The sequence below is a fragment of the Pedobacter sp. NEAU-ZC8 genome, from assembly GCF_059278965.1.
In genome coordinates, this window is record NZ_JCAJXC010000016.1 from 58,964 (window position 1) to 71,753 (window position 12,790).

A 12,790-nucleotide genomic window follows, 5' to 3' on the forward strand; every position below is an offset into this window, starting at 1 on the left:
TACTATCCTGTAAACTCATTGCTCCTAAAACCTATCCTATAGAATATACAATTTCGGATTACCCTTTCGCTTAGCCATAATCGGTGAAGTGCTTTTTATATAAGTGGTTTTTGAGTTGGTAGTTTGTTTTGAATTCAAGCTAAAGGTATCCTCCTGGCTGAGAACCGCTTTTTTCTTGCTTGAGACTTCCGGTTGACTTATTAGCGTTTTCATGACATTGAATTTGCTACACAACAACTCATCATTGTTTTGGTTTAGAAAAAATTCTCAAATTTTCATAAAAAGTGTAACATATTGATTTTCAATATGGATTTTTAATCATCAACGTTTCACGTTTGAAGGGCTACCGGCAGGTAACTATAGCAGCAAATGACTCGCTAGTCCGAGTAGAAGAAAAAAGCCAAAGATATCAGTGAAGGTTGTAATGATAATTGACGAAGCAATCGCCGGGTCAATACCCACCCGCTTTAAGAGTAGCGGAATGGCTGCACCGGCAATTCCAGCCACAATCAAGTTACCGGTCATCGCGAGAAAGATGACCAATCCCATAAGATGGTTGCTATCAAAATACAGGGAGAACCCAAATACGATCAGTCCAGTTACCCCGCCGTTAATCAAACCTACGGTGAACTCTTTAAGAACCGTTCTGTATGCTTGCCGGTCCGTAAGATCGTAGAGCGAGATCCTCCTTACGGTAACTGCGAGAGCCTGTGTAGCGGCATTACCACCCATTCCTGCAATGATGGTCATATACGCCGTCAGTACAGCAATCTTTGCTAAGGTGGGCTCATAAAATCGAACAACTGCCGAAGCCAGAAATGCTGTTCCGAGATTGATGATTAGCCATGGCAATCTGGATTTAACAGCATCCAGCCAATTACCACTCAGTTCCTCATCCTCACTTACACCGGAGATCTTCAGAATGTCTTCTGTGTTTTCATCCTCCAGTACATCGATTACGTCATCGAACGTCACCCTGCCCAAGAGCTTCATGTCACTCGTTAACACCGGAATGCTCGTTAAATTATACTGTGAAATTAAGCGCGCTACTTCCTCCTGATCGGTATCAGGACTTACCCAGACAATGTCTGTTTTCACAAGTTCGGAGATATTAAGGTTACCTCGGGCTTTAATAAGGTCTTTCAGTGAAACAATCCCCTGGAAGGTATTGACGTCATCTACTACATAAATGGTGTAGAACTCCTCCATGTCCTCGCTCTGACGGATAATTTCATCAATTGCGTCCTTCTTGGTCAGATTTAAATTGATGCGGATAAACTCCGTATTCATCAAGCCACCAGCGGTGTCTTCCTGATAGCTTAAGAGGTTACGGATGTTTGAGGCGTCATCTTCACTCAAATCGTCCAAAAGCTCTTGCTGCTCATTATGCTCAAGCTGTGCAATGATGTCGGCAGCATCGTCATAGTCAAGCTCTTCGACAATCTCCGTGCGCTTGTCTGGGTGTAACTTCAGCAGGAGTTCTTCCGGGTGCGTTTCCTCATGCATTTCGGATATTACCTCGGAGGCAATTTCAACAGGCAGCAGGTTAATGATGCGTCGGCGGTCTTCATCTCCAAGACGCTCAAAAAGGATTGCGATTTCAGATGCGTGGTATTCCGCAAGTACAGCTTGGAGCTGATTATTGTCGCCGCTAAGCGCCAGTTTTATTTTGGAAAAATCTGTTTTATCGAGCTCGAAGGACTGCATGGCTCGCTAAGGTAGTAAAATATGGCCGAAAGCTGTTCATGCCTACTTAAACCAGCCTTTTTTCTTAAAATATATCAGTTGAATCACAGCAATCAATATCATCAACGCTACCGCATACAAATAGCCGTAAGGTGCGTAAAGTTCCGGCATATTCATCGGCATCGTCTTCCCTGTAATTGGATCCTGCCTGGCGAAGTTCATCCCGTAAATACCGGCAATGAAAGTGAGCGGGATGAATATTGATGAAATAATGGTCAGCACTTTCATGATCTCATTCATCCGGATACTGATCATACTGAGGTACATATCGATATTACTGATGGATATCTCTTTTAAAGAGTCGATCAGGTCAATTGCCTGAATACAATGATCATAAGCATCTTTAATAAACAACTTGGTTTGATCCTGGATAAAGGGGCTGTCGGACCGGATGATGTCATTTAACTTGTCCTTTTCGGGCCAGGCCACCCTCCTGATGCTAATCAGATGGCGTTTTATCATTTGGGTATCGTACATGATGGAACGTTCGGGTTTTTCCATCAACCGGTCTTCAAGTGCATCCAGTTCGTCGGCCCAACTCCCAAGGATCTCAATATAGGTGTCTATAACCACATCCATAATGGCATACATGATGTAACTGGCGCCACCGATCCTGATATTACCCTTGCCTGCTTTTAATCGCTCGCGAACCGGCTGGATGCAATCTTCGTAATTCTCCTGAAAGGTAATCAGCGCATTGCCGATCAGAATAAATGACACCTGCGTATTCTCCAGCTCCCGCTCCGCATTGAAGATTAACATACGGCTGGTTGCAAAGGCATAATTGGCGAACTCCTCGAATTTCGGCCGCTCATGCGTTCTGGTGATATCTTCTAAGGTCAGCTTGTTGATTCCAAATTCCTGCTGCAACAGCTCAAACATTGGGATAGATTTGAAACCCTTTATATCGATCCAGATGATCTTGTCAGTATCATTTACCAGAGGCAGCACCTCGCTCAGACTTGGGATGACCTGGCTGCTATAACTCTCCGCCGAAATGTTATGAAGTGTAATCCGTGGCTCCAGCGAACGTTCATCCAGATATATCGCACCTGGGCTTGAACCGGTATCCGGCTGACATCGTTGATTAACCTCTAATTTCTTGTGGCGCTTGCTCATTACAGATATAATTTGGCCTGAGGACCTTGACTAAACAAGAGATCTACAAAACTCATGTTTGGTAAAAAGCCATTCCGGTCATCAAATACCTGAAAGTAAGGCTTCAGGTTTTGATTATTTTCAGTTTTAAATCGTCCTGCATCCCGGTAGTCTACCGCAGCCGGCAACTCTTTTATATATTCCTGGCTGAATTTAAGATCCGGTTGTTGTTTGATCTGTTTGAAGAGCCATTGCAACAGTTCCAAATTATAGTCGAACAGGTACTTGGTCTGTTTATGATAAAAGGAAGCAATCTCATCTTCGTAGTACTCGAAATAGGCAGAGTTCCTATAGCAGGTCTGCAGGCTCATCCAATGTAACCGCTGCCATTTAAAGTCGTAGCTGATCCGGACATCCTTAATTTTTGTATGATACTTAGATCCTTTTATTACCGGAATAAATAGATTCAATGGGCCATTCGGCGAGGCTACAGTAGCCCGGTTACGAAATGTCTGCTTTGGAAAATGCTCCCACTTTTCAATTTCAAACTCAAAATTAACGGCTTTCAATGCAGAAAAGTAGCTTACCGGCGGAAGATAAAAAAGGGGAAATGTTGCGATACTTTGCATTTGATAAATTATGTTTGCAGTCTCAAGCCACAAATTAATGATAAAAAAAGCGCATTCTTTTACTGAAAAAAAATTCTTGTTTTAAATGGAGCCGAGTGTTGCTGTAGTCATTTTAAATTGGAATGGCCTTTCATTTCTGAAGTCGTTTTTGCCGCAGGTTTTAGGTACTGATTATAATAATCTCCAGGTTATTGTTGGTGACAATGCTTCTACGGATGGTTCTGTGCGCTTCCTTCAGGAAAGCTATCCAGGAATAAGGGTTATACAAAACCCGGTGAACCATGGATTCGCGGGCGGTTACAATCAGGTATTGAGTCAAGTTAACGCGGATTATTATGTGTTGTTAAACTCGGATGTGCAGGTCCCGAAAAACTGGATCAGGCCCATCATTGAGGTTATGGAGAAAGATCCGATGATTGCAGCTGCACAGCCCAAGATCAAGAGTTTCAATGAACCTTTAAAGTTCGAGTACGCAGGCGCGGCAGGCGGCTTTCTGGATAAGTTTGGCTTTCCATTTTGCAGAGGTAGAATATTCGATGTCATTGAAGACGATCAAGGTCAATATGATGATGCGGTTGAAATATTTTGGGCGAGCGGCGCGGCATTGTTTGTAAAGAGCGCCTGCTGGAAACAGGTTGGCGGATTGGATCCCGATTTCTTTGCACACATGGAAGAAATTGATGTTTGTTGGCGACTGAAGAACTTGGGTTACAAAGTCGTTTATTGCCCCTCGGCTGAGGTTTTCCATGTAGGTGGTGGAACCCTCAATTCAACCAATCCGTTTAAAACCTACCTTAACTTCAGGAATAACCTGTACTTACTTCAAAAGAACCTGCCTGCAAAGGAAATGTACACCATGCTTTTTGCCAGAATCTGGATAGACTTCATTGCATGGATACACTTTTTACTGAAGGGCGAATTCAAGTTTGCCTGGGCAATTAACAAAGCACACTTTAACTTTTTTCAGCACTATCGAAAAACAGCAGGTAAACGAACAACACAACAGTTACCTTTTCAAACTCTGACTGGCGTGTACCATGGAAGCATCGTTTGGGCATTCTTTATTAGTAAGATCAAGTTGTTTAATAAGCTTAACTTCCAGACCGCTCCTGTAAAAAAGAAGTGATTGCCAGACGATATCCGTCCATTCCGAATCCTGTGAGCACACCTTTACAATTTTTTCCGGTTAAAGACACATGCCGGTAAGATTCACGGGCATATATATTTGAAATATGAACCTCAATAACAGGTGTCTTAATGGCTGCAATAGCATCTGCAAGCGCAACCGATGTATGCGTGTAACCGCCAGCATTAAGGATGATGCCGTCGTATGAAAATCCCACTTCATGAACTTTGTTAATTAGTTCGCCCTCTACGTTACTTTGGTAGTAGTCTATGGAAAGGTCCGGAAAGTTCTTGCGCAGTTCTTCCAGGTAGCTATCAAAGCCCTGATTTCCATAGATGCCCGGCTCCCGGAGCCCAAGCAGATTTAAGTTGGGGCCGTTTATAATTTGTATCTTCATCGATCAAACTTAAAAGTTAAAACCAATAGTAGAAAATATTTAAGTGATTAAAGCGGCTTATATCAGGGAATATAGTAGGTACCTGCGCCTGGAACGTGGCTTGTCAGGGAATTCCATTAAGGCATACATCAACGATGTAAACAAACTACTGCAGTTCCTGGAACCGGCCGGCAAGCTCCCAGCCAAGGCCACACACCAGGATCTTATTGATTTTATTACCTGGCTTAATGAACTCGGCATGCTACCGAACTCCCAGGCAAGGGTGATCTCTGGATTGAAATCCTACTTTGGGTTTCTGTGCCTGGAGGAGCTTGTGGAAGATGACCCGACTACCTTACTGGAGCTGCCCAAAATCAGCAGAAAGCTCCCGGATGTATTGAGTATTGTGGAGATCGATCAACTCCTGCTTGCCATAGACCTATCCAAGCCTGAAGGTGTTCGAAGCAAGGCCATTATAGAGGTGCTATATGGTTGTGGACTCCGGGTCTCAGAACTGATCTCGCTTAGGATCTCAGATATCCATGCGGATGCTAACTATATTCTGGTTGAAGGGAAAGGCAGCAAACAACGAATTATACCGATTGGCAGTGTTGCGCTAAAGCACCTGACCATTTACCTGAACGAAGTCCGGAACAAACAAAAGATTAAACCGGGTATGGAGGACTATGTATTTCTGAATAAGTTTGGGAGCACGCTTTCACGAATATCCGTTTTCACCATGATTAAATCGCTGGCGGAAAAGGCTTCGTTGCAGAAGTCGATCAGTCCGCATACATTCCGGCACTCCTTTGCAACGCACCTCATTGAAGGTGGAGCAGATCTACGGGCGGTACAGGCTATGCTTGGGCATGTAAGTATTACCACGACCGAGATCTATACCCACTTGGACCGGGAATATCTGCATTCGGTTATCCGGTCATATCATCCGCGTAATTAGTGATTAATGTACACAGCTCAGGATCCGGAGCTTTTGTTGCAGGTCATGGATCAGCTGGATATCGCTGAAACCTTTTTCCGCCATTAATGCCACCATCTCGCGGCCCAGGTATTCGTTAATTTCGAAGTACAGGCGTCCACCTTTAACCAGGTTCTTTAATGCAAAGTCGGCGATTGCTCGATAAAAGATCAAAGGATCTTCGTCAGAGACGAATAATGCGGTGTGTGGTTCGTAGGCCAGAACATTGTGGTGCATGTCCCGGCGCTCCTCGTTCTTCACGTAAGGTGGATTGGAAACGATAATGTCGTATTGTTCTTCGGATTGGTAGGTCAGGATGTCTGCCTGGATAAAGGAGACATCGACAGCATTGATTTTCGCATTCTCTTGAGCCACAGCTAACGCTCCATCTGAGACATCGAGCGCAGAGACCTCAAACTGAGGCAGATTTTTTTTTATTGCTATGGCGATACAGCCGCTGCCGGTGCCAATATCCAGCAAACGTTTCTTTTGCAGACCCATCCCCCGTTCTGTCCTGATGATCAGGTCGACCAGCTCTTCAGTCTCATCACGTGGTATCAGCACATTTGCATTCACTTTGAAGCGTAGCCTGTAGAACCAGGCCTCCTCCAGGATGTACTGAATTGGTTTTCCGGAACAAAGGGCGTCGAGTACCGCTTGCATTGCCTCTCTGGTTTGTGTTGGTACCTCCTGCAGCTGATGTTCCAGAAACTGCATCCTGGTAAAACCGGCGATCTTCTGAAGTGCTATATAGAAGAGCCCGGAGCACTCCTGATCCTGATAAATTTTTTCCAGAGACTGGTTGAACCGTTCCTTCAGCGCCTTGTAATTCATAGCGGGTAAAAGTAACTAAATCGAACAATATAACTACTTTTGCCTCGATGGTTCATGAAGATTATATGCGACGCTGCCTTGAGCTAGCGGAACTCGGGATCAACGATGTTAGTCCAAATCCGATGGTTGGCTGCGTCATTGTTTCAGAGGGTAAAATCATTGGCGAAGGCTTTCACAAGAAAATCGGCACTGCTCATGCGGAGGTAAACGCAGTGAATGATGTAATTGAACGATACGGGGAGCGCGCACCGGCAATGCTGAAGTCGGCAACGGTATACGTAAGCCTGGAGCCTTGTGCACACTTCGGCAAGACGCCTCCCTGTGCCGACCTGCTGATCCGGCATGAAGTGAAAGAAGTCATCATCGGCAATGCGGATCCATTTCCCGCAGTAAACGGCAAAGGAATAGAAAAGCTGAAAGCTGCCGGCATTAGAGTGCAGCAGGGTGTTCTTGAAGAGGAAGGTCGTGTGTTGAACAAACGATTTTTCACCAGAGTAGAGAAGCAACGCCCATATATAATTCTAAAATGGGCGCAAACTGCGAACGGTTACTTTACCCCGCTGATCAATAAAAAACAATGGATCAGTAATCCACTTTCCAAAAAGCTGGTGCACAAGTGGCGCGCCGAAGAAGACGCCATATTGGTGGGCAAGAAAACAGTGATGACGGATAACCCGGAATTAAATACACGGGAATGGCCGGGATCTAATCCGATACGTATCGTCATTGATAAGAAACTAGACATTCCTCAAAGCAGCCATGTTTATAACGATCAGGTTAAAACTATTTTCCTTAATGAGGTAAAAACTGACGTTGAGGGAACCAACCATTTCGTGCAAATGGAAGACATGACCTTTTATCTTCCACAGAAAATTGCATTTCAGCTTTATCTGATGGACATACAATCTGTCATCATCGAAGGTGGGGCAAACATTCTGAATCAATTCATAGCTGCTGGTCTCTGGGACGAGGCTAGGGTAATCAAGTCAAGCACAAACTGGCAGGAAGGGATCACCGCGCCGCAGATTAATGGCTATCTTGAAGAAATAATCCCGCTAAACACGGACACGCTGTTTATACATCAGAATCGCGGATAGTATGATATATGTTCTGATAAGCATTCTCTGCAGTGTAACCGTTGGCGTATTATTTAAACTGGCCGCACGCTACAGCATAAATGTGCAGCAGGCCATCGCCTGGAACTACCTGACAGCGATATTACTGTGTATATTTTTTTTTAAGCCCGACATTCATACGCTTAAACTGCCTGCTTCAGCCCTCTACTACCTGCTTGGTATACTTCTGCCGACCATCTTTTGGATCTTGTCGCGATCAGTAAGGGAAATTGGAATTGCCAAAACTGACATCGCACAGCGTTTATCTCTGGTCCTGCCGTTACTTGCAGCATACCTGATTTTCCAGGAGAGGTTTAGTGCGGTTAAAATTGCAGGACTTCTGCTGGCCTTCGTGTCAGTGTTCCTGATGTTGTTTAACAAAGGCAAAGGTCATCGGAATTCATCCATCTTCTTCCCCTTGATGGTGTTCCTCGGTTTCGGCACGGTCGATATCCTGTTCAAGAAATTAGCGACCGATACAACGATGCCTTATACCAGCATTTTGCTGGTCGTTTTCTGTATCGCTTTTCCGATTGCGATGCTCTCGGCCAGCTACCAGGTTCTTAAATCTAATCAGCGTTTTGCAATCGTTAATCTATTATATGGCATTCTGCTCGGCCTCTTCAATTTTTCAAATATTTTCTTTTACCTGAAAGCGCATAAAGCATTTGCTCAACAGCCCTCAGTCGTATTTGCATCCATGAATATTGGTGTTGTTGTACTTGGTACCCTTCTAGGTTATTTCATGTTCCGGGAAAAGTTAAACAAGCTAAACTTTGTCGGCGTTGCACTTGCCGTTATTGCAATTATTTTGATCACGCTTGCTCAATATTATGGAAGCTAAGGACCAATATAAGACGGTAGAACAGCCTGCAACGGGAATTTTCAGGGATAAGGGCAGTAAGTTCATGGCTTATATATATCCCATTTTAGCTGAAACGGAGATTAAGCCGATCTTGCTGCAGTTGAAGGCTGAACATCCTAAAGCGCGGCACCACTGCTGGGCTTACCGGCTGGGTATGGACACCAGCAATTACAGGCTAAATGATGATGGCGAACCCTCTGGTACTGCAGGGCGCCCAATTTTGAACAGTCTACTATCTACTGAACTGACAAACGTTTTTGTTGTTGTGGTCCGATATTTCGGCGGCACGCTATTGGGTGTTCCCGGATTGATCAATGCCTATAAATCGGCAACCATTGATGCTATTGAAAACAGCAATATCATTGAGAAAACCGAAAATCTGGTTTATAGTGTCAGATGTGATTACCTGCAACTGAACCAGGTAATGCGAATCATTAAAGAAAGCTCGCTAATTGTAAAATCACAAACGTTTGATTTAGAGTGCAGCTTTTTGTTAGAGGTAAGGAAAGCGTTGGCTCAGGAACTCCTTGGGAAACTAGATCAGGTAGATCAAATAAAGATTGAGCAGCTCTGATCAGGAATATTAGTCGGGAATAAACGTACCTTTGCACCGAAAAATTTACTATGTCCCTAATTTCAGAATCCGATCTAATCATCAATCCGGATGGCAGCATTTACCACCTGAACCTACTTCCTGAAGATCTTGCTGATACTGTTATCACCGTAGGCGACCCCGAACGAGTGCCGGAGGTATCCCGCTATTTTGATCACGTAGAATTAAGAAAAGGAAAGCGCGAATTCATCACACATACTGGTTATCTCGGCAAAAAGCGGTTAAGTGTTGTTTCAACCGGCATTGGAACAGACAATATTGATATTGTTTTCAACGAGCTTGATGCATTGAAGAATATCGATTTTGAAACTCGCCAGGTGAAACCAGAACTTAGCGTACTCGACCTCATCAGAATAGGTACTTCAGGTGCCATTCAGCATGATCTTCCGATCGGCACCATTCTGGCCTCCTCCCATGGTTTAGGTTTAGATTCACTGATGAACTTCTATTCAGCTGTCCCGGATGCTGACACGGATCAGCTGTTAACGGCGATCAAAGAACATTTAACAGGAATGGAGGCTGTTCAAGCTTACCTTAGCCCGGCAAGTGCTTCACTGATGCAACAAATTGCAGCTGACCTGCCTCAAGGAATCACAGTCACTGCTCCTGGCTTTTATGCTCCTCAAGGAAGGCAGGTACGTGCTACGGCGAAATTCCCTGACCTCATCACACAACTGGGTAGTTTTAAGAAAGAGAATGTGCGAATTACCAACCTGGAAATGGAAACTGCTGGTATTTACGCATTGGCAAAAATACTTGGACACCGTGCACTGTCAATAAATGCAATCCTTGCCAGCCGCGTGAAACTTGCCTTTAGTAAAAGTCCACAGGTGATCGTGGACCAGGCCATTCAGCACGTATTAGAAAGAATATAAAAACTTAAGAATTCATGAACAACAAGAAATATACTTCCCTTATCTTGATCCTGGGGTCATTGACGGCGTTGGGTCCTTTTTCCATCGATATGTATTTGCCTGCTTTTCCAGTGATCGCAAAAGATCTCCATACCAGCACGGAACAGGTTGCGATATCACTCTCCAGTTTCTTCATTGGGATATCTTTAGGGCAATTGCTTTATGGTCCCCTGCTCGATCGTTTTGGTCGTAAAAAGCCGCTTTGCCTTGGATTAGCATTATACATTCTAGCATCGCTTGGCTGTGTATTTGTTACCTCTTTAAATCAGCTCATCGTACTGCGTGCTGTACAGGCACTTGGTAGTTGCGCAGCAGCTGTTGCCTCCGTGGCGATGGTTCGAGATCTCTTTCCAGTAAAGGATAGCGCCAAGGTTTTCGCCTTATTGATGCTGGTCGTTGGTGTGTCGCCAATGTTGGCCCCTACCGCTGGAAGTTATGTGACGATCCTTTTTGGCTGGCATGCGATCTTTATCGCGCTTATTGCACTTGGTGTATTGAACCTGCTTGCAAGCATTTTCTGGCTGCCGGAGAAGTATCAACCAGATCCAAGTATATCTCTAATGCCTGCGCCAATTATCAAAACCTTTCTGTCAGTAATTGCAGAGCCTTATTTCTATACTTATGCACTTACCGGAGCAATGGCATTTTCCGGTTTATTCGCCTATGTTGCAGGTTCACCGGTCGTGTTTATGGAAGTGTTTGAGGTTAGTACAGAGCTATATGGTTGGATCTTTGCCATCCTGTCCATTGGATTGATTGGCTCGAGTCAGATCAACAGCAGGCTTGTAAAGCGTTATAAAAGCGAGCAGATTGTTTTTGTGGCGCTCAGTGTTCAGTTGGTATTAACCCTTTGTTTTTGCGCAGGCACTTATTTTAACCTGTTGAATTTGTATGAGACCATTGCATTGCTTTTCTTATTCCTCTGCTGTTTAGGGTTTATAAATCCAAATACCTCTGCCTTGTCCCTTTCTCCTTTCAAGAAAAATGCTGGTAGTGCATCCGCATTGATGGGCGCCATACAGATGGGGATTGGTGCACTGGCATCTTCGCTGCTGGGTATGTTCGAAACAAAATCCGCATTTCCAATGGTTGGTGTAATGGCCGGTTCAACGATCATCGCTATGGTTATCCTGCTTAGCGGGCGAATGAAATTAAGTAAAACAATAGCATAATCTGGGTGTTGAAAGGATGATCTAACACCTAAAACCTATGTTTAACAAACTACAACACACTGTTGCCTTAGCTGCAGGCAAAACCATATTAAACGGAACCGATGAGGTGAGGCTAAGTACTGGCAAGCGCATGATCTCAATACTGGCAGGTGCATTCATCTTCAGAAGAGGATTAAAGAACCTCACAAAGAGCCCCATTATTGCAGTACAGGAGCTTGCCTTAGGCGGGTTACTGCTGTATAATGGTGCAACCGGTGAAAATAAGTTAGGCAGTAAAGCGCGACAGCCTTTATACGGCAGCCCATATAAAGCCCTGGAGAATCAATCTATGCCGAATTTGTATCGGGTTAAATGACGCAATCGTCATTTAACCCGATACAAATCTTATAGAAAGCTGCGCCATTTCGCATCTACGAAATTCTTTAGTCGTCCGCTGATCTTTTTTTCGGCTTTATATTTAAGCTGGCGTATACGCTCTTTGCTATAACCCAAGATGGCCGCAATTTCGGCAGCAGTCATTTGGTCCTGACCATGCAGTCCATACGAGTAGCTAATAATTAATGCTTCCCGCTTCGGAAGGGTAGCAACGATGTTTTGGACATTGAGCAGGTTAGAGCCTTTTACGAGTCTTTGTTCCGCATTATCGCTTTCATCAGCCAACTCATTTCGATAATCTACTTCGGTTTCCCCAGAATCGATGGAAATGGTTCTTCCGTGATATTCGAGACCTTTAGCAATTTGCTTTTCAGGCATAGCAACAAGCTCACTTATTTCGGATATCGAAGGAAGACGGTAGTGTTCTTGTTCGAATCTATCAATTCTTGATTCCAGAAGTTTCCTCATTGCAGTCTTATTTCTCGGAATCGTAACAACTGTTCGAAGACTCTTCATGCCCTGCATCTTTTGCTTGATATCCCAGGTTCCCAGAGTATTAAACTTACAACCAAATCGTATGTCAAAACGCATTGCTGCGGAGATCAAGCCGCGATTTCCCTCTGCGATGTAGTCCATCAACTGTGTACGGTCATACGCGAACCGAAGTGCAAGAAAGACCACAAACCGGAGGTTTGCTGTGACCAGTTCCTTGTACGCGCGCGGATCCTTATCGAGAATTCTTTGACCGATCGCTTGTTCTTCCTGCTGAGACAATAACCGGTACTTCTTAGTTTCCCGGATGTAAATGTTAAAAAGTGGATCTTCTGAAAACCACAGTGAGCTTGGCTTGGCAACCATAATGCGTTAATTTATTTGGTTTTTTAATTTATTAGTTAACACAAGATAAACTATGTTTCTTCATAAACAAAAATATTTAATATAATTTTCATC

Annotated in this window: 14 protein-coding genes; 8 read left to right on the forward strand and 6 right to left on the reverse strand. The window is 44.2% G+C overall.

Annotated elements, in window-relative coordinates:
• Window positions 1–357: 357 nt before the first annotated feature.
• From mgtE to AC5WJX_RS13495, 3 genes are read right to left on the reverse strand one after another with little or no spacing between them, the layout of a single operon-like run.
• Complete coding sequence (gene mgtE / locus AC5WJX_RS13485) at window positions 358–1,707, reverse strand: magnesium transporter (RefSeq protein WP_494484931.1); 1,350 nt, start codon at window positions 1,705–1,707, stop codon at window positions 358–360.
• 42 nt (window positions 1,708–1,749) lie between these two features.
• Complete coding sequence (gene corA, locus AC5WJX_RS13490) at window positions 1,750–2,865, reverse strand: magnesium/cobalt transporter CorA (RefSeq protein ID WP_494484932.1); 1,116 nt, start codon at window positions 2,863–2,865, stop codon at window positions 1,750–1,752.
• The gene (locus tag AC5WJX_RS13495; protein ID WP_440429539.1) at window positions 2,865–3,473 is read right to left on the reverse strand and encodes a WbqC family protein; all 609 of its coding nucleotides are present in this window, start codon (window positions 3,471–3,473) and stop codon (window positions 2,865–2,867) included. The genes corA and AC5WJX_RS13495 overlap by 1 nt, the downstream gene beginning before the upstream one ends.
• An 85-nt stretch (window positions 3,474–3,558) precedes the next feature.
• Here AC5WJX_RS13495 and AC5WJX_RS13500 point away from each other — a divergent pair, with 85 nt between their 5' ends.
• The gene (locus tag AC5WJX_RS13500) at window positions 3,559–4,599 is read left to right on the forward strand and encodes a glycosyltransferase family 2 protein (RefSeq protein ID WP_494484933.1); all 1,041 of its coding nucleotides are present in this window, start codon (window positions 3,559–3,561) and stop codon (window positions 4,597–4,599) included.
• On the opposite strand, the gene aroQ is transcribed toward AC5WJX_RS13500, so the two are convergent.
• Complete coding sequence (gene aroQ, locus AC5WJX_RS13505) at window positions 4,565–4,996, reverse strand: type II 3-dehydroquinate dehydratase (RefSeq protein ID WP_440429542.1); 432 nt, start codon at window positions 4,994–4,996, stop codon at window positions 4,565–4,567. The genes AC5WJX_RS13500 and aroQ overlap by 35 nt on opposite strands.
• Window positions 4,997–5,039: 43 nt before the next feature.
• Between aroQ and xerD the strand changes: the two genes are divergently transcribed.
• On the forward strand, window positions 5,040–5,933 hold the full coding sequence (gene xerD / locus AC5WJX_RS13510) for a site-specific tyrosine recombinase XerD (RefSeq protein WP_494484934.1): 894 nt from the start codon (window positions 5,040–5,042) through the stop codon (window positions 5,931–5,933).
• A 3-nt stretch (window positions 5,934–5,936) separates the two neighbouring features.
• Here the strand turns inward: xerD and prmC are convergent, their stop codons facing one another.
• Window positions 5,937–6,785 (reverse strand): peptide chain release factor N(5)-glutamine methyltransferase, encoded by an 849-nt coding sequence (prmC, locus tag AC5WJX_RS13515; protein ID WP_494484935.1) that lies wholly within the window; start codon window positions 6,783–6,785, stop codon window positions 5,937–5,939.
• A gap of 47 nt (window positions 6,786–6,832) precedes the next feature.
• Between prmC and ribD the strand changes: the two genes are divergently transcribed.
• The 6 genes from ribD to AC5WJX_RS13545 are packed head-to-tail and all read left to right on the forward strand — an operon-like array spanning window position 6,833 to window position 11,819.
• A complete protein-coding gene (ribD, locus tag AC5WJX_RS13520; protein WP_494484936.1) occupies window positions 6,833–7,882 on the forward strand; it encodes a bifunctional diaminohydroxyphosphoribosylaminopyrimidine deaminase/5-amino-6-(5-phosphoribosylamino)uracil reductase RibD in 1,050 nt (349 codons plus the stop codon).
• Window position 7,883: 1 nt separating this feature from the next.
• Window positions 7,884–8,744: an EamA family transporter gene (locus AC5WJX_RS13525; protein WP_494484937.1), complete on the forward strand. Its 861-nt coding sequence runs from the start codon at window positions 7,884–7,886 to the stop codon at window positions 8,742–8,744.
• Window positions 8,734–9,339 (forward strand): IMPACT family protein, encoded by a 606-nt coding sequence (locus AC5WJX_RS13530; RefSeq protein ID WP_494484938.1) that lies wholly within the window; start codon window positions 8,734–8,736, stop codon window positions 9,337–9,339. Before AC5WJX_RS13525 ends, AC5WJX_RS13530 begins: the two co-directional genes overlap by 11 nt.
• A 50-nt stretch (window positions 9,340–9,389) precedes the next feature.
• The gene (locus AC5WJX_RS13535; protein ID WP_494484939.1) at window positions 9,390–10,253 is read left to right on the forward strand and encodes a nucleoside phosphorylase; all 864 of its coding nucleotides are present in this window, start codon (window positions 9,390–9,392) and stop codon (window positions 10,251–10,253) included.
• A gap of 14 nt (window positions 10,254–10,267) precedes the next feature.
• Window positions 10,268–11,464, forward strand: coding sequence for a multidrug effflux MFS transporter (locus AC5WJX_RS13540; protein WP_494484940.1), 1,197 nt, complete (start codon window positions 10,268–10,270; stop codon window positions 11,462–11,464).
• 37 nt (window positions 11,465–11,501) lie between these two features.
• Window positions 11,502–11,819: a hypothetical protein gene (locus AC5WJX_RS13545; protein ID WP_440429554.1), complete on the forward strand. Its 318-nt coding sequence runs from the start codon at window positions 11,502–11,504 to the stop codon at window positions 11,817–11,819.
• A 29-nt stretch (window positions 11,820–11,848) separates the two neighbouring features.
• Here the strand turns inward: AC5WJX_RS13545 and AC5WJX_RS13550 are convergent, their stop codons facing one another.
• Entirely contained in the window at window positions 11,849–12,697 is an 849-nt protein-coding gene (locus AC5WJX_RS13550; protein WP_440429555.1) for a sigma-70 family RNA polymerase sigma factor, read from the reverse strand.
• Window positions 12,698–12,790 lie beyond the last annotated feature (93 nt).